This is a genomic window from Alkalicoccobacillus murimartini, assembly GCF_030813245.1.
Taxonomy (GTDB): Bacteria; Bacillota; Bacilli; order Bacillales; family Bacillaceae_D; genus Alkalicoccobacillus; species Alkalicoccobacillus murimartini.
Genome location: NZ_JAUSUA010000002.1, coordinates 874,399 through 898,471 on the forward strand (window position 1 = coordinate 874,399; position 24,073 = coordinate 898,471).

Here is a 24,073-nt window from a genome sequence, read left to right on the forward strand (position 1 = left end):
CTCTCCTCGTTTGTTTAGATCTGATTCCAAATTTTTAAGAACTCTTCTTCACTACTTGTATGAACAAGTGATCTCACATGCTCAATACTCTTTGTTTTTTGGAAAAACTCTGTAAATACATATTCATTTCGTTCAACATCTGATGATGGGATGTAAATGATAATGAGCTGTACTTTTTCCGTCCCCCATTGAATCGCATGTTCATTAATACCAATGATGACGCGTTCCTTATACTCCTTCATTTCAAAGTATGGATGAGGAATGGCGACTAGATTTCCTATAGAGGTATAGGACATCGTTTCTCTTTTCATAATAGGATCATAAAATTCTTCTTGATTACTTTCCGACAACAGGTGGTGAATCGCTTCAGCAGGACTGCTTTCATCCATCCAGTAGATACTCGCCTGCTCAATAATCATATTCTGAGCCTCAAGGAAGAATCTTATTCTTTTAATATCTGCGCTCTTAAAGCTACTTTGCACAGCTACAAAATTTGTTTGATTTTGCGGTGCATGGGCAAGATCAATACCAATATACAAGCAGCCATCTTCAAACGAATGGTCTGACGAATACTTCTCAATTCTGCTTATCTCCAATTCATCAAAGTACGTGGCAATCTTTGAAGCAAGAAGCTCGGTACGTTCGTAGCCTCTAGTGTAGAGAATGATCGCCTTCCGTTTCTTTTTGTCCTTCGACTGGATGATGACCTGAATATGATAGGCAAGATAAGCAATTTCACTATCTTGAATTTCTACGTCAAATTCCTTTTCGATTTGTAATGCCAAATTTGAAGCGACGCTAAATGAGAAGAAGTATTCTGCCTTTGTTTCCTTCACAAACGGATTATAAATCAGCAAATTATGTGAAGCTGGGTAGATAATCCGATAGATGTGATTGAGTATGTTATGTCTATACCTCTGCTCTGAGTAAGTTGGCACATGATAGATCTGCTCTACTTTACGTAAGATTGATTCAATTTTTTCGACAATCTCTGAATTCCGATTAGCTATCTCAACATCCTCTAAATCAAGCTGTAATGACATCAAATAATTGACTAGAAATACTACTTCGTCTTCAGAAAACGTAATGTATTCGCTCATCTGAGTTTGAAACGCTAGAGCCACATCATATTCTTTAAACTCTGTTAACTTCACAAGTTCTTTATCACCAATGACAACGAGGCGTTTTTCATTAATTTGATGAATGATAATAAGCAATTGCACAGTTAGCTTCTTATAGATGGTAAATTCAATATTTAACTGATACTTTATATTCATCTCATCTACTACTCTAAAAACGCTTTCAATTGTCTCTGATTTAAGCCATGATTGAAAATACTGAACAACAAAATCCTTGTAATTTTCTTTCTTCACATGAATTGAGGAGAAGAAGCTCTCAAGTAAAATTCTTTTCTGCATTTCTGTTCCAACTAGCTTGATACCCTTAAACACCCTAGTATCAATGGATACATCAATCCCTAGTGAATGGATATTTATCGTAAGCTTTTGAATACGGCTTCGAATCGTTTGTGGTGAGTAATAAAATGACTCTGCTAGCTCTTCATAGGTAGTGTAGTCATCCCTATTCATTAAAAATTGGATGATTTCAAACTCAAGAATGGCCTCTTCAGGTTCTTTATTGGTTAGATCAACCTCCTCTTGGTTTCCTTGGCTATCGTCACTCACCATTGCATATCCCTGGGGAGATGAAACGATTACGATATCACTGAAATTCTCGTTAATATCTTTTATATAATTACGAATGGTTCGATCTGTAACGTTTAACATATCTGCTAACGTTGCAGCCGATACATAGCCTTGGTTTTGCTTCAATAGAAAGTCAATTAATTGTTTACGTTTTTCATGCAAACTAACCACAACCTTTCTATAACTTCACAATAAAACACCTCTATTGAAAGCGCTATATCAGTAGATTTTCCTACGTCTAGGAAAAAATACACCATTTCAGTTACAAAAGCACTGTCAGCGGCTTACAGAACAAAAAAAACAAACCGGATACCGGTTTGTTTTCTTATTCTCTATTGGATTTATGGAATCATATTCCCCGCTGCTACATAGAGCTCATACCATTCCTCTCTTGTTAGTGGAATGTCTGAACCTGCTGCAGACTCCTGCAAGCGCCCTGCGTTCGTTGTGCCGAGTACCACTTGAATATTCGCTGGATGGCGAGTAATCCAAGCCACTGCAATAGTGGTTGCAGTAACATCATACTTCACTGCAAGACGATCCAGTACTTCATTTAGTTCAGGGAATCTTTTTGTATCCCCTACAAATACACCATCAAAGAATCCGGTTTGAAACGGTGACCATGCTTGCAAAGTGATGTCGTGTAATCGAGAGTATTCAAGTATGCTGCTATCTCTATTTACTGCGTTTTCAGTGTTCATATTCAAGGACACACCTGAGTCAATTAGAGGCGTGTGGGCAAGGCTAAATTGCACTTGGTTCACTACAAGCTTTTGATTCACGCTCTTTTGTAACAGCTCCATTTGCATCGGGTTATGATTTGAGACACCAAAATGACGTACCTTCCCAGACGTATGCAGCTGATCAAACGCTTCCGCTACTTCATCTGGTTCCATTAACGGATCTGGACGATGCAGCAACAAAATGTCTAAATAATCGGTTTGTAATCTTTTTAAGATATCATCAACAGACGAAAGGATATGGTCTTTAGAAAAGTCATAATAACCTGTTGCCCCTCTTCTGATTCCACATTTACTCTGCAGAATCATCTTTTCTCTTATGCTCTTATCCATAGAAAGCGCTTTCGAAAATTGTTCTTCACAGCTGCCTCCACCATAAATATCTGCATGATCAAAAAAGTTAATGCCTGACTCCTGTGCTGTATGAATCAATGCTTCTGTTTCCTTTAATGAAAGATTGTTAATACGCATGTTACCCATGACGATGTTGGATACGTTAAGATCCGTTCCTTTTATATTAAATTTCTTCAATGTACATACCCTCCTATAAATCGTATCTATCTTATGAATAGCTTACTAAATTGTAGGGAACCTGTATACTTTTAAGGGGGTAGACACAGATCTATTTTAGCAGTAATACTACCGCTCCAGTCATACACTTCGCTTTCCATGGGCGGCTGGTGAGCCTCCTTGTGCTTCCGCACTGCGAAGTCTCACCCTGGCCATTACTCCCATGGGAGTCTACGTGTATGTCTTACGCTGGTTTTAGTTCATTTTAATAGTTAGAGTTACTGACGAATGAGTACATTTTAGCTATAGCTGTCAGTGTTGTTCGTCTTATATATCATCTCTATGGTCATGAGCCATTATTTTTTTACATGCTTAAGGAACGTCGTAAGTAATTCATCCAGTTTTTTGTAGTCTTCAAATTCTAATGATAAATTTTCTACTAATTGTGATGGAATACATTCTGCCTTTTGTTTTAATGCTTCTCCCTCAGCTGTTAGTCTAATAATGACACTTCGTTCATCCTCCACCGACCGCTTTCTTTTTAAAAGACCGTGACTTTCCATTCGTTTTAGCATTGGTGTTAAGGTTCCTGAATCAAGCGACAGCTTTTCTCCTAATTCTTTCACTGTGATTGCATTTTTTTCCCATAGAACTAGTAACACTAGATATTGTGAATACGTTACATCCAATTCCTCTAATAACGTACGATACATCTTCATTATTTCGCGTTCTGCAGTGTACATCTTAAAACAGATTTGATTTTCAAGCTTAAGTATCTCGTTATCCACGTTGATCCCCTTTCCCTATCTATTACTATCTATCATACACAATCCAGTTCAATAATGACAAAATTTAATTTTGCACAATATAATTGTTGACTAATTAAAATATACGCATTAATATGATTGTAAGCTATTCAGTTTTGCACAACTTAATTTCAGGAGGTTTTTATTATGGAAGCTTTATATACAGCAAAAGCAACAGCAGATGGTGGACGTCAAGGGAAGGTAAAAAGTAGTGACGGTACGCTTGATCTCACACTATCCATGCCTAAGTCATTAGGCGGACAAGAAAAAGAAGGATCAACAAACCCAGAGCAACTATTTGCTGCAGGCTACTCTGCATGCTTCGATAGCGCACTGAATGCCGTTGCCAGACAGTCTAAGAAAAGAATCGAATCTAAGGTCACATCTGAAGTATCAATCGGAAAAGATTCAGATGGCGGTTTCAAACTTGCCGTTGTTCTTTCCGTTGTAGTTAACGGTGTTTCACTTGAGGAAGCAGAAGAGTTAGTCGAGCAGGCACATTCATTCTGCCCATACTCAAAAGCAACTAAAGGGAACATTGATGTAGAACTAAAAACATCCTTGTTTTAAGTTGATTAATCTAGGATAAAAAAGGATTAGAGGCACCCCTGCCTCTAATCCTTTTTACATAGACTCCTTTAAAAATTGCTTAGGAGACATGCCAATATATTTCTTGAAAACATGGCTGAAATATTTATAATCACTAAATCCAGTCGTTTCGGCAACCTCATACACGAGCATTTTTTCGTTTTGAAGCTTATCAAGTGCTTTTGTAATTCTATATCTAGTGAGAAATTCGTTGAAGCTATAGCCGGTTGTTTCTTTAAGCTTTGTATTAATACTGACAGTGGAAAGACCAATTTCCTCACTAAGCATAGCAAGGGTAATCTTCTGGTCATAGTAGCCTTTAATGTAGCGTACGGCTTCTCCTGCATATGTTGATTCCGCCTCAGAATCAAGAGTAAATGGTAGCAAGCCGCTCATGACTTTTGATTGTTCGTGCTGCTTTTTCTCCTGAATGTCTTTCGTCAATTGTTGTAACGATTCAGCAAGCTCTTTCAAATCAATTGGCTTCAACAGGTAATCCCGAACACCTAGGCCTATGGCTTGTTGAGCATAGGTGAATTCACCATAACCTGATAAAATAATGGCTTCATACTGCTGGGAAGGCTTCGTTTCCTTTAACATCTGCAAACCGTCTTTAAAAGGCATACGAATATCTGTAATCACAATATCAGGCTGTGTCTCAGCAATGATTTGGCAGCCCTCTACTCCGTTTTCTGCCGTTCCAACAACTACGCAACCACTGCTAAGCCAATCCATGCGATAAAGCAGTCCTTTAAGAATCATAGGCTCATCTTCGACTAGTACGACCTTTAACATTATCGCTTCACCCCTTATATGGAATTTGCAATGAAATGACAGTTCCTTCTCCTAATGTTGTCTCTATATCAAGCCCATATTCCGTGCCATACAAAAGCTGGATTAGCTGATGCGTATTTTTCATGCCTGTATGCTCAGTTTCCTTCATGTCTCCGGCTAGAATCGCCTGTACCAATGCTAGAGTTTCTGGCTTCATACCTAGCCCGTTATCTTTCACCCGGATAAGCATAAGTGTCTCACCAAGCACCTCTATTGTTAGTTCGACTAGTAAACCATGTGTTTCATTTATATTATGCTTGATTGCATTCTCGATTAAAGGTTGAATCATCAGCTTTGGTATGTGCGCCTCGTATAAGTAAGGCTCTATTTGTATAGAGTAGTTCAGCCTTTTACCATACCTCATCTTCTGAAGGGAAAAGTAATCTTCAAGATAGCTCAAATCCTTCTCCAATGGTACTGTCGTATCTCCAAAGTTCGTATTATATCGCATGAGCTTTGCTGTTTTGACGATCATATCAGAAGCATTTTCAGGATCAGCCAATGTCTCATACTTAATCATTTCGAGCACATTAAAAAGAAAATGCGGATTAAATTTTGCTTCAAGATGCTTCATCTCACTTAATTTTCTTTTCTCCATAATTTCTTGATTCTGATCAACCAGAAATTGAATTTCATTTATTTTACTCGTGTATTCTTCATATATAGTCTGCACTTCATCAAAGATATGTTCCTTTTGAAAATGTTGATTATGATTTTTAGTAGAAATCATTGTAACGAGTGCATCAAAAGGCTGCAGTGATTTTTTTAATATTTTTGGTGTGACAATCCATACGACAAGGATCATCACCAAGCTGCTTACAACCATTGTTAGAAGCCCATAGAATAAAAGTAAACGATACGAATAAATTGATGTTAGTGTAATAACTTGAATGTCATTTTCAGAAATGGTTGTGCGTGTCTTAAAAAAATAATCAGTATCCGCTTGTATAAAGTGCCCTTTTTCAAGCTCTAACTTGCCAAGCGTAGTTAAAGCAAAGGAATGGCTATAAAAGATAACGTTATCAAATGGATCCGTGACAAATAATAGCTGATTATTGGTTGATGGTAGCTGATTCTCAAGAAAAAACATTAGATACCCAATCGTGCCATCACTACCCGGTATGGCAGCTGTAAATACATAGGACGCTTCATGGTTCACATCCATGATTCGCTTGTTTAATCGCTCTTCTATCATGCCGTTTTTATTTGCTTTGTTAACCAACTCATTCATAAAAATACTTTGACTCAGCTCCTGCTCAATTCCATCGTAATAACTAGTAGCTATGATTTCTTCCTCTTCATTTAGCAGGACAAAGTCGGCATTCATCTGTTGTGCATTCCTGAAATCATAGAGGATACGGTTTGTTACGTTTCCTTCACCAGCTCCAGATAAAAATGACGTGATGGCTTCATCTTTAATTAATGAAGACAAGCCAGCTCTATATTCTTCAAATCCTGCTTCAATCTCAGCAGCAACCTGCTCATTTATTTTTTGATTTGGCTTTACGATAGATACATTAAAAATCAGATATAAAGAAATCAAATACACAAAGAGAATAATAGCTATAATGACAACTGCGTATTTTATAAAAGAGCGTTTGATATCATCTTTGATTTTTCTGCGTTCCATATATGCCAACTCCACTATACCTGTTTAAAAATAGGGCTACCTTGATAGAAAGGCAGCCCAATCACTTTTTACAAATTCATTTCTTTTTTACCTGATAGCTTAAAGAATAATAACAGCGATAAAATCGATGTGACAGTTAAGATCGCTGAGTAGGCCGAGGCATTACCAAAGTTCCCACGAATAACCTCTGAATAGATTGATACAGCCAATGTTTGCGTGTTGCTAGAATACAAGATAATCGATGCACTAAGCTCACCCAGAATAGTAATCCAACTCATAATGGCTCCAGCTAACACACCCGGCATCATCATCGGTACAATAACTTTAAAGAATGTTCGTTTTTCTGATGCACCCAGGCTAATAGCCGCTTCCTCCATACTAGGGCTGATCTGACTCACAATGGCCGTACTTGAGCGAATCGTATACGGCATCCGGCGAATAACAAAGGCCAGTACCATAATCAACGCTGTACCTGTTAAGAAAAAAGGTGCATCATTAAAGGCAAATACAAGCGCGATCCCAAGAACAGATCCTGGAATAACAAACGGTAGCATCGATATCGTATCTAGCATAGACGTTATTACGTTTCGCTTACGAACCGTCAGATACGCGATAAAGATACCGAGCACCACAATGATAGCGATTGCAAATAACCCTAGCTTATAAGTGTTGAGGATCATAGAAAGATCCCTGTTAAACAATATGGTCTCATAGTTTTGCAGAGAGAATCTACCTGTATAAACCTGGCCGCCTGTTGTCTCCAAGAAAGAAGTGTAGACGACGACTAGTTGAGGCAAGATAGATAATAAGGCAATGATATAAACAGCCCCATGACTCAAAACATTTTTGATGCCATAGCTTCTTTTCACTTCCATTGGTTTAAGAGCTGACATTGAATACGCATACTGACGTGAGATGATTCGTTGCACAAGAAACAGAGCAATGGTCACAATAATGAAGATAGCGGCAATAGCAGCGGCAAATCCTGCATCTCCACCAACCTCACTCATAAATTGAGTATATATTAAAACAGGGATTGTTCGATACCCTTCACCAATAAGCATTGGTGTACCAAAATCTGCAATCACACGCATAAATACCAGTAGCGAACTAGCTAATATCGTTGGTGTAATTAACGGTACCACGATTTTCATGACACGCTGAATCCCAGAATACCCAAGACTTTCCGCAGCTTCAATCAATGAATTATCTAAATTCTTAAGCGCTCCTGAGATATAAATAAAGATTAAAGGGAATGACTGCAATGTCAGAACAAGCACGATCCCTGCAAATCCATAGATTCCATCGTAGTTCATATCAAAGGTGTTGTTTAAAAATTTAGTAACGACACCACCTCGGCCTAGTAATTGAATCCACGCATACGCCCCAATAAATGGAGGCGAAATATAGGAAACAATGACGAGAATTTGAATGGTTTTGCTTCCAAAGATCTTTACTCTTCGTAAAATATACGCAAGTGGTAACCCTATTAAAACAGCTAGAAGCGTACTAACGATGGTAACTTTTATACTGTTCCATAAGGTAACCCAATAGAATTTACGTTCAAAGAAATGAGCAAAATGCTCAAGTGTAAATGTCCCTGACCCTGAATCATACACACTTTTATTCAGTACAAGAATGACTGGAAATAAGATAAATAAAGCAAAGAATAGCATGATAAATAAGGTAATAAGGTTCCAACCATTAAGGCTTTTGCGCAGCATATTACTCACCTGCCTTAATCAGTGTCATCTCACTCGCTGCATCAAACACATTAATCAACTTCGGCTTTACTTTCAAATGAACAGCTGTCCCTTCAGGAATAATGGCATGATCCTCGATATTCTGGACCACTTCTACCTTCTCTCCTGATGTTAATGTGATGAAATAATGCGTATTAATCCCTAAAAACATTGTCTTATCTACTACTCCAGCGATTGCATTTGTATCTGTTGTAACAACAAATTCCTGTGGTCTAACGGAAGCCAGTACTTGCTGTCCTACTTTTACCGTATCAACAAGATTATTTAATTTCTCACGGTAGCCATCATTAAAGACAACATAGTTTCCATCCTGATGCTTTTCAACTATTCCTTTTACAACATTGGACGTTCCGATAAACTGAGCGACAAATAAATTATTTGGTCGAAGATAGATGTTTTCTGGTTTACCGATCTGTTGAATTATTCCTTTATTCATGACCGCAATCCGATCAGAAATAGCCAGCGCTTCTTCTTGATCATGTGTGACATAGACAGTAGTAATGCCTACTTCCTGCTGAATCTCCTTAATAGCATTACGCATCTCTACACGAAGCTTCGCATCCAAATTTGATAACGGCTCATCCATTAACAACACCTTTGGATTAATGACTAATGCCCGCGCCAACGCTACTCGCTGCTGTTGGCCCCCGGAAAGCTTATCAGGCTTTTTCGCATGATGATCCTCAATACGTACGACCTTCATCATCTCGTTAATACGACTCTGCATATTTTTCTTATCAGCATTTTGTGCCTTCAGACCAAAAGCGATATTCTCCGCTACTGTCATATGAGGGAAGATCGCATAGTTTTGAAACACCATGCCCATCTTTCGTTTGTTAACAGGGATAGTATTAATCACTTGGTCATCTACTTTAATGGCTCCTCCTTCTATTGAATTAAACCCAATAATCATTCGTAGCAATGTTGTCTTTCCACAGCCCGAAGGTCCAAGTAAGGTAAATAGCTCCCCTGGTTTAATGTCTAATGACAGCCCGTTTATTACGGTCTGATCCTCATATTTTTTTACTACTTTATCAATGTGAATGGCTACACTCATTGTTCTCTCTCCTTTCGTTTCTAAAAAAATAGATATGCAGAGCTACCTTCGTACTCTGCATATCTAGCTGTCTAATTAATTCATAGATCGTTCAAGCACATCCACATAACGAGCTGTTATATCATCCGTGTTCTCGATAATATAATCCTCATCATATTCATCAAATAATGAGATCTCATCCTGTGGAGTCATATAATCAGCTACCTCTACACCCTCACGCAATGGACGGACTGTCAGCTCCATACCCGTGCGGCTTTGTACTTCCTCTGAAAGCACATAATCTATAAACTTCTGTGCTCCTTCAAGATTGTCAGTACCTTTGATAATTTGAACGGACTGTCCAGGATACACCACACCCTCCGTTGGGAATACCACATCAACCGCGGCTCCACTCTGCATGTAATGAATAACTGGGTCTTCCCACGTTAGACCAACCACATACTCTCCATCCGCTACACCACGGTGCACTTGTCCAGAGCTCCCCTGTACTTTCCCATCCAGGTTAGCAAGGAATTCTTCAACATACTCCCATGCTTCATCAGCCATCGGATCGCCGTCTCCCGCTGCATAAAGCATCGCAACGAGTGATTGGAAGGCTGAGCTTGAATTAACCGGATCACCAAAGGCAATGCGCCCCTTTAACTCCGGATTTAATAGATCCTGAAAGTTATCAATTTGAATATCTCCTGCAAGATCTGTATTTACAATAAACACCGTCGGATCCGAAAAAGCTGGAGAGAAAAAGCCTGTTGTATTCTTAAAGCCCTCCATCATAAACTCATCCTCAGGAGAAACATACTCCTCAAACAAATCCGTCTTATCATGCAGCATCGTTACGTCCGCTGCCCAGAGAATATCTCCCTGGGGATTATTACGCTCCGACTCCACACGGGTTACAACCTCACCTGTACCTGCCGAGATTGTTTGAACTTTAATACCCGTTTCTTTCTCAAAGCTTGGAATCACAGCTTCATTCAAGTTCTCACTCCGAGTCGTATAGATAACAAGCTCTCCTTCACCAGAACCTGAACTTGAATCCCCACAACCAGCCATCAACGCAGCAGCTCCAGCTGTTAATACAACTAATTTAAGCGCTTTCATAATAACCCCTCCTCTTTACTAGCTAGCTCTATCGTATAGCAGAGACCCGGAAGCCGGAATCCTAAAATTGATAAAATGTATCTGATATTTGATGGGAATGAAAAAAAGACTGCTCCTCTCAAAAGGGGCAGTCCTACATACTTATCACTTTTTACGCTTGCTTCTTCAGAAAATCTTTTCCACCAAATTGATTGCCATTATCTAATTTCAACACCTCTGCTGTCGTCGCATGAACATGATCAAGCAGCTCTTGGTTGTCCATTAAATACTGGCCATAGGAAGGAACCATTTCTTTGATTTTTGCATCCCACTCCTGCATACGATCTGGAAAGCATCGCTTTATGACATCGAGCATGACATGCACAGCTGTAGAGGCACCTGGAGAAGCACCAAGCAAGGCAGCGATGGAACCATCCTCTGCACTAATGACCTCGGTACCAAACTGAAGAGTACCTTTGCCTCCTGCTACTGTATCCTTGATTACTTGCACACGTTGACCAGCCACTACTAAGTCCCAATCCTCGGATTTAGCGTTTGGAATGAATTCACGCAGTTCGTTCATACGCTGTTCTTTAGATAACATGACCTGCTGGATTAAATATTTCGTCAGTGACATATTTTTAGCGCCAGCTGCAAGCATGGTCAATAAGTTATTCGCTTTTACAGACGTAAATAGATCCAACACTGATCCATGCTTTAAGAATTTTGGTGAAAAACCAGCAAACGGTCCAAACAATAGCATCTTTTGATTTTCAATAAAACGTGTATCCAGATGTGGTACAGACATTGGTGGCGCTCCCACTTTAGCCTTGCCATAGACTTTCGCATGGTGCTGCTCAACCACAGCTGGATTATTACAGGCCATAAAAATACCACTAACCGGGAATCCGCCAATTTGTTTGCCCTCAGGAATACCCGACTTCTGAAGAAGATGTATACTTCCACCTCCGCCTCCAATAAAAACAAACTTCGCTCTATGACTTTCGGTTGTACCGCTTTCAAGATTACGTACCTTTACTTCCCACAAACCATCATTCGTGCGTTTGATATCAGAGACACTGTGGTTATAATGCATATCAACACCAAGTCCCTCTAGGTGGTCAAACATTTTGTGAGTTAACGCACCAAAATTCACATCTGTTCCAGTATCAATTTTGGTTGCAGCCACACGATCTTCTACCGGACGATCCTTCATCATTAGAGGGATCCATTCCATTAACATATCGCGATCTTCTGAGTATTCCATGCCTTTAAACAGAGGGTTGTCTGAAAGCGCTTTAAAACGTTTCTTTAAAAAATCTACATTTTTTTGCCCTTGAACCATACTCATATGAGGTAATGCTCTAATAAACTCTTGTGGCGCCTCAATTAACTTTTGGCTAACAAGATAAGACCAGAATTGCATAGACACTTGAAACTGTTCATTAATATTTATCGCTTTACTAATATCCATTGAACCATCTGGCTTTTCAGACGTGTAATTTAATTCACACAGTGCTGCATGACCCGTACCAGCGTTATTCCATTCATTGGAGCTTTCTTCACCTGCATTTGATAACTTTTCAAAAACCGTCATGTTCCAGTCCGGTGCTAATTCTTTCAAAATTACGCCCAAAGTTGAGCTCATAACACCAGCACCAATCAATATAACGTCCGTACTATGTTGTGTGTTCGTCATATATTTTCAGTCCTTATACGTTAAGATTCGAAGAAAAATTTTGAATTTGTTTCCTGTTTCCATTGTAGCACTAAAGAAACAAATTTAAAATATCACTCGATTTTTTACACAAGTAAAAGTTGGAAAATGAGCAAGCTACCATATCCCATCTGCAGGGCGCCCGGTTTTTTACTATATGTATCTACTTTAATTATCGTCATTCGTTTCTTATCTATTCAGTTTCTTCTATATATAATATACGCGGCAATCGCTCCATGCAACCCTTTATCTTCTCCTCTCAGGTTCAATCTATAGCATCCTCCTCCTAATTCCGTTAAACTTAAACGACCTCATCAAAAGGAGTGGAAGTATGCAAACAATCACAGGAAAAGTAGCGTTAATCACAGGAGCTGGGCGCGGAATTGGCCGAGCAACAGCAGAAGCCTTTGCCAAAGAGGGTATTCACGTTGGACTTGTCGGACGTACGCTAGAAAACCTGCAAAAAGCTGCAGAAGAGTTAAAGAAATATGATGTAAACGTAGCGATTGCTGCTGCAAGCATAGAGGATTTAGATTCCATCACAGCAGCCGTTGAAACCATCCGTGGAGAGCTTGGACCAATTGATATTCTTGTCAACAATGCTGGAATATCGAAGTTCGGTGGCTTCATGGACTTAACACCTGAAGAATGGACAAATATTATTGATGTGAACGTTAAAGGTGTTTACTACACTACCCGTGCAGTATTACCGGAGATGATCGAGCGTAACAAAGGTGATATCATCAATATCTCCTCAACAGCTGGTCAAAAAGGCGCGCCGATTACAAGTGCCTATACAGCTTCAAAAGCAGCGGTCATTGGACTTAGTGAGTCATTAATGATGGAAGTGCGTAAGAAAAATATCCGTGTTACGACACTCACGCCAAGTACAGTAGCAACAGATATGGCGGTTGAGCTTAACCTGACGGATGGTAACCCTGAAAAAGTAATGCAGGCAGAAGATTTAGCCGAGTTAATGGTTGCCCAACTTAAACTTCATCCTCGTGTTGTGTTGAAGAATGCTGGATTATGGTCTAATAATCCATAAGAGTATGATAGTAGGAATCAACGAGCATCTTAGGATGTTCGTTGTTTTTTTGGTGTTTTGCTGGTGCAATGTTGCTTGGTAAAGTTGAGTTTTCTCTTGGTGAGATGAGCATGGTTCTGGGTTTGGTGCTTTGGCTCTTGATAGATTTTGATTCCTTTTGGTTTTGAAGTGGTTCTTCTTGGTTAGACCTCATGATCCTATTCTGATCATAAAAATATTCATTTTTACCCATTGTGTTCGTGCGACTTGGGTTCCTCCGCCTATATGAGCTTGGTAAATCGGCCTTCCTCTTGGTGAATAGAGCGTAGATCTTGGTAACACTCTTCCGCTCTTATTAAAATCTCTTTCATCTTGATCAAAAATGATTTTCTCTTGATAACGACCGCTCGCTCTTAACAAATCTCCATCTGTCTTAGTATTTAAGTAATCCTTCTTGCTAGACCCTCTAAACGTCTTTTTATCCCTATAGGTCACATGATTATATAGAACTCTTACTATCATCTTGATCTATTTCTCTTAGTTAGAATGTGATTACTTCAATACTCCTGCCAAATGACGTAACGCTTCCTCGTTTCTCGTTCGATAGTATCTTTTTTCCTTCTCTACATAACCTTTTTCACAAAATTGATTTAACACATACAACAAATGTCGATACGAGACGCCTAAATAGTCACAAACTGTCACGTGCTTCTCCTGATAGATGCCTTGATCTGATAACTCGAGAATAAAGTGAGCTAACCGATTTTCAAGTGGATAGGCCTGACTCTGTGATGATTTTGTCGCCATAAATGTTGCTTTTATACTTAAAAACGATGTGAGTTCACGAAGGAAGATCACATCCTCCAGTAATTTGGTTCGGCATTCTCGAAATGGTATAGCAAAACAAATGGTTTTCGCTACAACTTGAATGCCTTTTGAATAATAGCTTTCATGTATAAGCTCCATCTCACCAATGTAGTCACATGGCTTGATAAAATTGATTAACGAAACCTTGCCATTTTGATGCGTCATATAGATCTTTGCTTTCCCCTCCACCACATAAAAAAGATAATCTGGTTTCGTTCCCTCTCGAATAATCCATTCATTTCGCTGATATTCATGGATCTCCATGTATCGTTCGACTTGAAATGAAAAATGGTCCGAAATTGAATGCATCTTAAGAAACTGTTCCTTTTTGTCACCTGTATAAATGTCCATTATCCACCTCGAAATGTGAGATATCTCCTATTATTCTATCCGATACCCATGATATCATGCTTATCATATGGATGGAGGATACAGCATGAATACGCACCGTTGGATGAGCACACAGTTTTTCAGCTTCTTTTTAACATGGGGAATTTTTCTACCTTATTGGACAGGCTGGTTAGTCTATTCAAAGGAATTATCCGTGACAGACGCCAGTTTTATTATGAGTATGGGTTTGGTCGCTAGAGGTCTCTCCACTCTCTTTGCCTTTCCTTATCTATCAGGAAAGTTCAGTAACAAAATCATTTTACGAGGAGCTGGCATTGGAACCTTAATCGCTGTCCTATGCTATATTCCAGCGCAATCATTTAGTCTTTTATTATTGGTTACGATCTTCTTTCACTTTTTCTATCCACCCTTAATGCCAATCTTAGATACAGCTGCTAGTAGGCTGGTTCAGCATAAACAATTAGAGCATTACGGTAAGAGCCGCCAATGGGGATCAATCGGATTTGTCTTAGTTGGAATCGTCCTCTCTCTCTTCATAGCTCTATATGGAGAAGACGTCATTTATTACGCATTATTACTTGGAGTTGTGTCTTTAGTATACCTTGCATTCCGACCAGCTCCTGCCGTTTTATCACAGAAACCAACCGAAACACCAATAGCAACGGGCGGTTTACTGAAAATGTTTCATATGAAACATTTTTGGCTTGTCCTCTTAATCGTGATTTTATTGCAAGCCGCACACGCTTCTTATTACAATTATGGTTACCTTTATTTACAGGAGATTCAAGCACCCGACTATCTCATTGGTCTCATCATTAATATCGCCGTTCTAGCCGAAATTCTTTTCTTCACAACGGCTGATCGAAAATTCAAGAGGTTCTCTATTGGTTCCTTACTGGCCATTGCAGCATTCGGTTCGACCCTTCGTTGGATTCTTGTGTTTGCCTTTCCAAGTGTCATCGTCTTTTCGATTGCACAGGTCTTACACGCCTGTTCATTTGCTATGGCTCATTATGCCTTTATGAAGTACCTGATCCAGAACATTCCGCCAGCACAAATTCCAAAAGTGCAGGGACTTTATTCTGCATTAGCACTTAGCTGGAGCACGGCAGTCTTCACCTTATTTGGTGGGTATCTGTATGACATTAAGCCTGGCTATGCATTTCTAGGAATGATCGTATGTACTGTGCCAGCATTGGTGTTGGCAATGAGATATCGAAGAGTGGAAAAGCTATGTTGAATCATTCTTCTAAGAACACATGATAGAGAAGGTGGATCCTCCCCCCATCTTCCCTTCGCAAGCAGCGCGTGATCACAAAAAAAAGCGCCTATGAGCAAGATAGACGATTTTAGCTTCTTCATATAAGGGCGGTGTCCTCACTGATAACCGCGGCAATTGCGTGATCGCGATGATGCTTAGTAATATAAGAAGCCACCCTCTTTAGATCTGTATGTGCATTTTCTACTGCATATCCACAGTCAGAAGCCTCAAATAGAGACAGATCGTTAAGCTGATCCCCTACAGAGATAATCCTTTGGATATCATGGCCCAGCAGTCTTCGTAATTCTTGTAAGGCACTTCCTTTGGACACACCAAAAGGGAGGAGCTCTAGATAGGTTGTATCAGATTGAATACATACTTTGAGGAGTTCACCCACCATTTGAACCGCATCGTGTATTTGCTCACCAATAACAAGTAGTTTGTTCATCTGCAAGGGAACTGTATCACTCACGATACACGTAACGTTTTCTTTGTCTTCATAAGTAGAGATGAGTCCATTTCGGTTTGGTGTATAAATCTGATCATTAATATAGGCAAGAACTACGCCTCGATCTGAATGGGTGTTCCAGATCTGATCTATTTTATTTCGATGACTAGTAATCGTGTGAGATTGAAGCAGGCGCTGTTGTTTTGGACAGTAGATTTGAGTACCGTTTCCTAAAATGACGGGTACCTTAAGATCCAGCTCTTGAATATAAGGAAGCGCAGCACTAAGCATACGCCCCGTAGCAATCGTAAACAAACCTCCCTTTTCAGTAAACGCTTGAATAGCTTTCTTATTCTCTACGCTGATCTGATGGTGCTCATTAAGAAGAGTACCGTCTAGGTCTGATACAAGTAGTTGCTTATACATACACATTCAAATCCTGTGCTTTTTGTTCTGGTATTTTATTTAGACGAAGACCAGACGTGCGATCGTATAAGTTAATTCCTTCTAGATTGGCTTTTATATAGACAGTACTATCTGGCAAATACGTGCCTACACCCATTTCTTTTGCGAGAAGGATGGTCTCTCCACATTGGATATGAATAGTGGTTTCGGGTCCTGCAGGTAGGACGGCTCTTACTGTACCTGAAACAGAGCCTTTTTGAGGCGTACGTGAAATCAAGAGGTCCTCTGGTCTCACAGTTAATACCACATCTTTCTCAATGCGTTCTATCCAATCCGTACTCATAACCATTTCTCCAAGAGCAGAGTGTATGTGAAACGTAGTTTTGCTGCTTTCTCTACATGTAGCATCTAGAAAATTATTTGCCGGATTGCCCACAAACTCAGCAACCGTTAAATGAGCAGGATATTGATAGAGTTGAATCGGCTTATCCACCTGTAAGATTCGTCCTTCAGAGAAGACGGCGATTTTTGTAGACATCGTCATAGCTTCAACTTGGTCATGCGTTACATAGATCATCGTAGTGCGTAACTCATGGTGTAATCGTTTAAGCTCAGCCCGCATCTCAACACGCAACTTTGCATCCAAGTTAGACAACGGTTCATCTAATAACAGAATCTTTGGCTCTGTCACGATAGCCCTAGCAATGGCCACTCGTTGCTGCTGTCCTCCAGACAATTCGGATGGGTACCGATCTTTATACGCTAAAATCTGTAGCTTCTCAAGAGAGCTTTCTACTCTTTCTCGTATTTCTTTTTTATTCCGCTTTCGCCCTTCAAGACCAAATGATACATTTTCAAACACCGTCATGTGAGGCCATAGGGCATAATTCTGAAAGACGAGGTTTAAATGACGTTCAGCTGGAGGAGCAAAGAATTGAGCTTGACCATCTGCGACCAATTTGTCACTAATGACAATTAAGCCCTCTTCTTGATGCTCAAGCCCTGCTAATATACGGAGAGTTGTGGTTTTCCCGCACCCAGAGGGACCAAGAAATGTCATGAAATCCCCTTCTTCAATCTCGAGGCTAATATCCTTTAAAACATGGTGTTTGTCAAAATATTTATTAATTCCCTCAAGCTTTATAAGAGACATCTCTTACCCTCCAATTCCTTTTGTAAAATCAATTTTTCCTAATTTACTAGCGATAAAATAGGTGATTAAAATGATTCCCACAATAATAAGCATCAACGCATTCGCATATTGTTGGAACCCCGACTCCGCATACTTAAACATGAGTGTTGGTAGCGTACCGTTCTCAGGCGTAATTAATAAAATAATCAAATCTAATTCCTTAATGACACTTATGAAGAGAAGCAAGAAGATGGTAAAGAGTGTTTTTTTGCTTAAGGGAAGCATGATTCGCGTGAAGCGTCTGCCCCAATTAGCTCCTTGCACATACGCAGCTTCTTCTAGCTCTCCACCTATTTGGTGCATCGTACTTGCACCAGAACGAGTGGCAATCGGAAGCTCATTCACAACGCATATTAGAATGATAAGGGTAATCGTGCCGTATAAGCTCGGCATAAACCAGCTTGGCGTCGCAAACATTGATAGATAGATAGCCGAGAAAGCGATCCCCGGAATTAGATAAGGCAAATAGCTTAACTGTTCAATGGCTCGACCATCTAATCGATTACGTCGTTTGGATACAATGTAACCAAATACTAGTCCCATAATTGCTGCAATACTCGCCGCAGTAAAAGCAATCTTCAATGAGTTCCCGATCGCAGAGAATAACGCATCGTTTTTCAGCACACCTACTTCGCCTGAAGCAATGGCTGGATTTGAGTCGCCTAACCAAAAATGAAGTGTGAATTGATCAAGGGAGAATTGACTATTTGTCATCATAAAGGACTGTAAAGTTAAGATGATCAGAGGTACAGCAGATACAGCCCCCATCCCACCTAAGACAGACCAGGTAATGGGACGATGCCATTTCTTTAAGGGATACAGATGCTTACGCGAATCCTTCCCTGTAATCGTGGCAAAGCTTCTGCGTTTGCCAATCGCCTTTTGGTTAAAGAAGATTAAGAGAGCACAAACCATTAGTAAAACGATACATAGGACGTATGCTTCAGATATCATTCGATTTTGAATACTTGAGTGAAGCATCGTTGCGATTGTGTAGTATTTAGTTGGTAAGCCTAAAAATGCAGGAACACTAAAGGATCCTAATGCTTTAGAAAAGGTCAATATAAAGGCAGATGAAATGGCTGGTATGATCAACGGTAAGGTAATCTTTCGAATCGTTCTAGCGCTGCTTGCACCTAGTATCCGCGCTGACTCCTCTAAGCTCGCATTCACTGCACCAAGTGCCACTGACAGCAATAAGAAGAAAAAGGTGAAATAATTTAACGTCATGGTTAACACAATAGGTACAAACCCATACGCCAGCCAATCTGGCGGACTAACTTGAAACACCGAGTAAAATAAGCCTTGTCCCCCACCAATGCGGTCGTTCTTGAATACAGACATCCAAGCAAATGCCATAACCCAAGAAGGTAGCATATAAGGCAGGAGAGCAAGCATAGTGACTGACTTCTTATAACGAAAATCTGTGCGCATTACAAGCCAAGCGAGCCCTCCTCCAAGTAAGAAGGAAAGAACAGAGACACTTAGTCCAATAGATAAGGAATGCAGAAGAGGCTTATAGAACAGTGGCTCACTAATACTACCTGCAAAAACATTCATCCAGTTAGCAACTGTGAAGCTACCAGCCGCTCCCCCACTTCGTGCATCTTCCTGAAAACTTTCTATGAGAATTTGTCCAATAGGAAATGCGACCATATAGGTTAGAAAAAGTAGAGCCAATGCCGATATCAGATGAATCGGATTTGTTAAGATGCGAATCAGTTTATTGACGACTCGTGATCGTGAATGATAGCGCGAGATACTCCTCACCTGTTTGCTCCTCTCTACTACTGGTTACCTAATATAAAATTCCTAACATCATTGCTATTGTCATATAGAAACTCACCATCATATGGCCAAAGAGTAAGCTCATCGCTTGAACGCTGCCCATCTACAGACACATCGGTACGAGTTGACCAAGATCCCGGAACGTTATAAGGTCTAAATCCCTCTCCTTGTCCATCAGCTTCTCCTGCCATCCAACGTATGAGTAATTTAGCGGCGGCTGTATGCTCAGCGTTGTTCGCCATATACAAATACGAGGTTCCCGCTACCGACATTTTCGGCTCTACATCGTATAGGAATTCAGCCATATAACCTTGTTCCTCAATATGGCGTGACTTACTTGATGTCGTAATGCCAACAGGTGGCTTCTCTTGACCAGGTGTTCCTACTGCTTCCACAACATCATCACCAGAACTCACAAAGACGGGATCATTTGCTAGTAGTTGTTTAATAAATTCATAACCTGCATTATCTGTACCATCTAACTCTATTTCCTCTCCAAATTTCTGCTTATAGGCCTCTTCCATATCATCCGCATTTTGAACAATCGTTGTGAACAAATCTAGAGTGTCTGACGAAAGCAACGGATCATCCATAACAATTTTGCTCTTCCACTCTTCGTCTGTTAGATCCCACCAGTTGGTAATCGTTGAGTCATCATATACCTCGTTATTCACAAAAATAGCGCGAGTAGAAAAGTAGAATGGCAGGCCTGGTTCATCAAGGAAGGAATCATCTAGACTCGCAACCAAATCATCTGGCGCATATTTGTGAAGCATTCCTTCACTTAGTAATTCACCCGAAACCACACCTCCACCATCTTTCACGAAAACAACGTCTGCTGTATTCAAACCAGCCTCTTGTTCACGGGCTACCTTCTCTACAATTTCAATTGTTCCCAAATCAAACGCATCCACTTGAATCCCTGGATATTCCTTTTCAAAGCTTGCTTTTACATCTTTTATCCTGCTTGATTGCGAATATACAACCACTTTCCCTTCCTCTTTTGCTAGCTCGTACAATTCCTCTGGGGATTCATTCGCCTCAAGGTTTGCTTGCTCAAGCCATGTTGTTGCTTCCTCTGCACTAGCATTATTCGACGAATCGTTGCCACAAGCGGAGACAACAAGTAAAGATGAAAGAGCTAGTCCAGCTGATGCCCACTTAAACTGATCTTTTTTCATGTGTACATTCTCCTTTAGACACTCAAGATAGAGTCCTTGTTTTTTTGTTGTTTCCAAACTTCTTTCATCACTTCTGCCGCGCCTACCTTTGTTTGTAAAACTGGGGATATCCCTTTGGTATAAGCATTTTTCTCAATAGCTGCTTTTAATTCTAGTGCTGTATCACATGAGATATGAATGTCGTTATAAACAGCTCCATATTGGATTGGAAGGTGTGTATCACTTCCACAAACGACCGGCTTGTTTAATGCTTCCACAAACGCATATACTTCCGTTTGTGCCTGCTCGACCCCTTTTCTGAAAAGGTCACGCCCATTTAAGTCGAACGCATCTAGCTGACCTAAATGTTCGGTTGGGTGACTTGTGAGAGGCGTACCTTCTCTCAAGGGATGGGCACCAATTTTTAAGAGTGGATGACCTTCCGATATTTTAAGTAACTCAGCTAGCCTAATAAAGTTTCCATCCTCTGTGTGTGGCTCAAGCTGTGCACGAATCTCACGAATAGAGGTGCGAGGCCCAATAAAAAGAATATGCCCCCGATCCTTCACATCAATTTCCATTCCAGAAAAGACTTTAAAACCATTTACATCATAATGGTCCCCCACATAAGAAAAGTGTTCATCCAAGATATCGAATACATCATAAAAATTCTGTGTATTAAAATGCTCTGTTAATGCTGTTGCATGAAGTCCTGCTTCTCTTGCATTCGCAATTAGTTCATTAAAGTATGAAAGAGAGAATTCCGTCTTTTTTGTCCATTTTCCGTGTGTATGAAAATCAATTCTCATCAATGGCCTCCTGTGTGTTTCTTCTACACCATTAGCATGCCTGTGAAGTGTTAAGGTAATATAAAGAGAATGTAAAAAAACAAACATCTATCAAAAATGAATGTTTTTATACATTTTTATCTGTATACTAAATCTATCAGCCAAGTGATAGGAGGATCACGTATGATTGCATTTGAAGCCTTCACCCTTACCAAAAACCAACAAAGTCTTGCAAACTTTATAACAAAGAATATGGACAACATTGCTTTTATGACAGAAAAGGACATTGCGGATGCGTGTATGGTTAGTAGCGCCACTGTCTCCAGGTTTTGGGGTGCGATCGGTTATAAAAATTTCAAAACCTTTAAAAAAAGTCTTCACTCGCAACAAACAGCAACCCCTGTTACAAAGACTGAGACGACTTTTAATAAATACGGCCAACACCCCTTTCTCCCGATGCTAAATGCGCATATCCATAATCTTGAAACAACATTAACGAGATTATCTGAAGAAGATTTTAGATACAGCTCACAGATGTTAATAGATGCAAACTGTATTCACGTCTATGGAAATGGAGCGGCTCAGTTCATGGTGGATCTTGTTGCATTTCGTTTAAGTCGTTTTGACTGCAAGGTAAATCGTATCGCTCCAAGTGGGCATGAAATCTTTGAAAACCTCATTCACTTTCAATCATCTGATGTAGTCGTGGTATTTGGTTTTATGAATTACTCACCCGAGCTCCAGGTCATATTTGATCTCTGTCAAAAACAAAGCATACCGGTTATCCTGATTACTGATCGACTCATTTCACCCATGAGAGACAAAGCAGCAGCGATTCTCTATTCGGAAAGAGGAGAGAATAATGAATTTCATTCGCTAGTTTCAACGCTTGCGATTGTCGAGGCCTTGATTCTTGAGGTGGGAAGAGGAAAAGGGGCTTCTGCGATTACCAAATTAAAACAATTACAGGATATAAGAAAGCAATACGCGAGTAAGCTTCCAAAGCAATAACAAAAGGAGCATGGAAATTCATCCATACTCCTTTTTGGAGAAAACTAAGCACTTTCCCCGTAACGCTCTTCTTAAATGGCTTCAAGTGAACGACCACGTGTTTCGTTACCGTGACAAGAAAAGCAATCATAATCACACCTGCTGCCTGAAAGTCATTCCGGTAATCATCGCTGGTACAAATAGGCTTGGGCATCGTCAATTTCATCGCCGTTACTTTAAATAAAACACTTCTTCCAAATCCGTTGATACGGGACTGTTATCTTCATTCGTCTCCATCAGTGGTTCCATATAAGCCCACCACTTTCGGCAGATATCCGTGTCTGATACTTGTTTATACACCTCTTCATCCTCTACATGTAAATAGGCAAACAATTGACCTGTTTCCTCTAATAGAAAAATAGAATATTCACTAACACCATGGTCTTTTAACATCGTTTCCATCTCAGGCCATAACTCATCGTGTCGTCTCTTGTACTCTGCGTACTGATCCTTATATACTTTCATCACACTTGTTTTACGTACCAAAATAAAACCCTCCTTTTTTAAATGAACGCTACATCATATATCATTCCTTACTAAACAGCTACCCTTCCATAGTAACCGCTTTCAAAGAAAATGACTATGACGCTATTAGAATTAAAAACTAACCTTATTTGCACGGCTTAATTAAATTAAGAGCCTATTATAGAAAGAATATGAGTACCAATACCTAAGATCCTCGAAATCATGGAACAAAAAGAGATCTAAAAAAGGCTCTTGTTTGTCTAACGAACAAAAAACCATTTCCTACCATAACAGTGTCTTAATTATTGTTTCTACAACCCAAAAGAAGACCTCGGACATTCGAGGTCTTCTTTACGTTATACTTTATTATTCTTGGCTTGTTTTACGACGGAATACAAACAGTCCAGCCAGTGCAGCTGCTGCCAATCCGCTTAACCAAACCATCATGGAAGAATCGTTACTTGCGCCACCAAATCCTGTTTGAGGCATTTCTTCTGGCATAGACCCGTCACCAAATTGGTCAGGCATTTGTGTCACGATAGCTCCACCTAATGTTTCACCAATTCCAAACATGAATGCATAGCCTTCACGGTATGTTTTGACACTTTCCTCATAGTTCTCTTCTACATACAGGTCAAACGTCTTAATTACTTGCTCTTCATGCATCCAAACTGCTTCTTGTGCAGCTTCTTCAGGAAGATTCCCTTCTGTTGCTGTTGCTAGGAATGCACCAAAGTCTTGTGAGAACATTTTCAAGTGTTCAATGGCTAGATCACGTGCTTCTTGATCGCCTTCAAGTGTCGCAATCGCTAGATCACTTTGTGCATTAATATGATCTTG

At 39.9% G+C, this 24,073-nt stretch carries 20 protein-coding genes and 1 pseudogene; 4 read left to right on the forward strand and 17 right to left on the reverse strand.

The window, feature by feature from the left end; translation table 11 throughout:
- Positions 1–14: 14 nt before the first annotated feature.
- The 3 genes from J2S05_RS10675 to J2S05_RS10685 all read right to left on the reverse strand — a co-directional run bounded on the left by J2S05_RS10675 (position 15) and on the right by J2S05_RS10685 (position 3,744).
- Positions 15–1,868, reverse strand: a complete 1,854-nt coding sequence (locus J2S05_RS10675) for a BglG family transcription antiterminator (RefSeq protein WP_306982598.1) — start codon at positions 1,866–1,868, stop codon at positions 15–17.
- 179 nt (positions 1,869–2,047) lie between these two features.
- Positions 2,048–2,977, reverse strand: coding sequence for an aldo/keto reductase (locus J2S05_RS10680; RefSeq protein WP_370873628.1), 930 nt, complete (start codon positions 2,975–2,977; stop codon positions 2,048–2,050).
- A 335-nt stretch (positions 2,978–3,312) separates the two neighbouring features.
- Positions 3,313–3,744 (reverse strand): MarR family winged helix-turn-helix transcriptional regulator, encoded by a 432-nt coding sequence (locus tag J2S05_RS10685; protein WP_306982599.1) that lies wholly within the window; start codon positions 3,742–3,744, stop codon positions 3,313–3,315.
- 165 nt (positions 3,745–3,909) lie between these two features.
- On the opposite strand from J2S05_RS10685, the gene J2S05_RS10690 reads away from it, so the two are divergent.
- Positions 3,910–4,332, forward strand: a complete 423-nt coding sequence (locus J2S05_RS10690) for an organic hydroperoxide resistance protein (RefSeq protein ID WP_306982601.1) — start codon at positions 3,910–3,912, stop codon at positions 4,330–4,332.
- Positions 4,333–4,386: 54 nt separating this feature from the next.
- Here the strand turns inward: J2S05_RS10690 and J2S05_RS10695 are convergent, their stop codons facing one another.
- From J2S05_RS10695 to J2S05_RS10720, 6 genes are all read right to left on the reverse strand, one after another.
- Positions 4,387–5,145 (reverse strand): response regulator transcription factor, encoded by a 759-nt coding sequence (locus J2S05_RS10695; RefSeq protein WP_306982603.1) that lies wholly within the window; start codon positions 5,143–5,145, stop codon positions 4,387–4,389.
- A gap of 7 nt (positions 5,146–5,152) precedes the next feature.
- Positions 5,153–6,814: a sensor histidine kinase gene (locus tag J2S05_RS10700; protein WP_306982605.1), complete on the reverse strand. Its 1,662-nt coding sequence runs from the start codon at positions 6,812–6,814 to the stop codon at positions 5,153–5,155.
- Positions 6,815–6,882: 68 nt separating this feature from the next.
- Positions 6,883–8,538, reverse strand: coding sequence for an ABC transporter permease (locus J2S05_RS10705; RefSeq protein WP_306982606.1), 1,656 nt, complete (start codon positions 8,536–8,538; stop codon positions 6,883–6,885).
- A 1-nt stretch (position 8,539) separates the two neighbouring features.
- Positions 8,540–9,634: an ABC transporter ATP-binding protein gene (locus J2S05_RS10710; RefSeq protein ID WP_306982608.1), complete on the reverse strand. Its 1,095-nt coding sequence runs from the start codon at positions 9,632–9,634 to the stop codon at positions 8,540–8,542.
- Positions 9,635–9,709: 75 nt separating this feature from the next.
- Entirely contained in the window at positions 9,710–10,735 is a 1,026-nt protein-coding gene (locus J2S05_RS10715) for an extracellular solute-binding protein (protein ID WP_306982610.1), read from the reverse strand.
- A gap of 151 nt (positions 10,736–10,886) precedes the next feature.
- Positions 10,887–12,413 carry a malate:quinone oxidoreductase gene (locus J2S05_RS10720; protein WP_306982612.1) on the reverse strand — a complete coding sequence of 509 codons (1,527 nt, stop codon included), beginning with the start codon at positions 12,411–12,413 and terminating at the stop codon, positions 10,887–10,889.
- Between the two features lie 349 nt (positions 12,414–12,762).
- On the opposite strand from J2S05_RS10720, the gene J2S05_RS10725 reads away from it, so the two are divergent.
- On the forward strand, positions 12,763–13,479 hold the full coding sequence (locus J2S05_RS10725; protein ID WP_306982614.1) for a 3-ketoacyl-ACP reductase: 717 nt from the start codon (positions 12,763–12,765) through the stop codon (positions 13,477–13,479).
- Positions 13,480–14,010: 531 nt separating this feature from the next.
- Here the strand turns inward: J2S05_RS10725 and yeiL are convergent.
- Positions 14,011–14,676 (reverse strand): transcriptional regulator YeiL, encoded by a 666-nt coding sequence (gene yeiL, locus J2S05_RS10730; RefSeq protein WP_306982616.1) that lies wholly within the window; start codon positions 14,674–14,676, stop codon positions 14,011–14,013.
- An 85-nt stretch (positions 14,677–14,761) separates the two neighbouring features.
- Between yeiL and J2S05_RS10735 the strand changes: the two genes are divergently transcribed.
- Entirely contained in the window at positions 14,762–15,916 is a 1,155-nt protein-coding gene (locus J2S05_RS10735) for an MFS transporter (RefSeq protein ID WP_306982619.1), read from the forward strand.
- 118 nt (positions 15,917–16,034) lie between these two features.
- On the opposite strand, the gene J2S05_RS10740 is transcribed toward J2S05_RS10735, so the two are convergent.
- Genes J2S05_RS10740 through J2S05_RS10760 form a run of 5 tightly spaced genes read right to left on the reverse strand, consistent with a single transcriptional unit; the run spans position 16,035 to position 21,739 of the window.
- Positions 16,035–16,811 (reverse strand): Cof-type HAD-IIB family hydrolase, encoded by a 777-nt coding sequence (locus J2S05_RS10740; protein WP_306982621.1) that lies wholly within the window; start codon positions 16,809–16,811, stop codon positions 16,035–16,037.
- Positions 16,804–17,943, reverse strand: a complete 1,140-nt coding sequence (locus J2S05_RS10745) for an ABC transporter ATP-binding protein (RefSeq protein ID WP_306982622.1) — start codon at positions 17,941–17,943, stop codon at positions 16,804–16,806. The genes J2S05_RS10740 and J2S05_RS10745 overlap by 8 nt, the downstream gene beginning before the upstream one ends.
- 3 nt (positions 17,944–17,946) lie before the next feature.
- The gene (locus tag J2S05_RS10750) at positions 17,947–19,752 is read right to left on the reverse strand and encodes an ABC transporter permease (RefSeq protein ID WP_306982624.1); all 1,806 of its coding nucleotides are present in this window, start codon (positions 19,750–19,752) and stop codon (positions 17,947–17,949) included.
- A gap of 17 nt (positions 19,753–19,769) precedes the next feature.
- Positions 19,770–20,951, reverse strand: coding sequence for an ABC transporter substrate-binding protein (locus tag J2S05_RS10755; RefSeq protein ID WP_306982625.1), 1,182 nt, complete (start codon positions 20,949–20,951; stop codon positions 19,770–19,772).
- 14 nt (positions 20,952–20,965) lie between these two features.
- Positions 20,966–21,739, reverse strand: coding sequence for a PHP-associated domain-containing protein (locus J2S05_RS10760; RefSeq protein ID WP_306982626.1), 774 nt, complete (start codon positions 21,737–21,739; stop codon positions 20,966–20,968).
- Between the two features lie 162 nt (positions 21,740–21,901).
- Between J2S05_RS10760 and J2S05_RS10765 the strand changes: the two genes are divergently transcribed.
- On the forward strand, positions 21,902–22,729 hold the full coding sequence (locus J2S05_RS10765) for a MurR/RpiR family transcriptional regulator (protein WP_306982627.1): 828 nt from the start codon (positions 21,902–21,904) through the stop codon (positions 22,727–22,729).
- Positions 22,730–22,939: 210 nt separating this feature from the next.
- On the opposite strand, the gene rhaM is transcribed toward J2S05_RS10765, so the two are convergent.
- Positions 22,940–23,254: an L-rhamnose mutarotase gene (rhaM, locus tag J2S05_RS10770; RefSeq protein ID WP_306982629.1), complete on the reverse strand. Its 315-nt coding sequence runs from the start codon at positions 23,252–23,254 to the stop codon at positions 22,940–22,942.
- Between the two features lie 345 nt (positions 23,255–23,599).
- Positions 23,600–24,073 (reverse strand): annotated as a pseudogene (locus J2S05_RS10775) (copper amine oxidase); the annotation flags it as partial.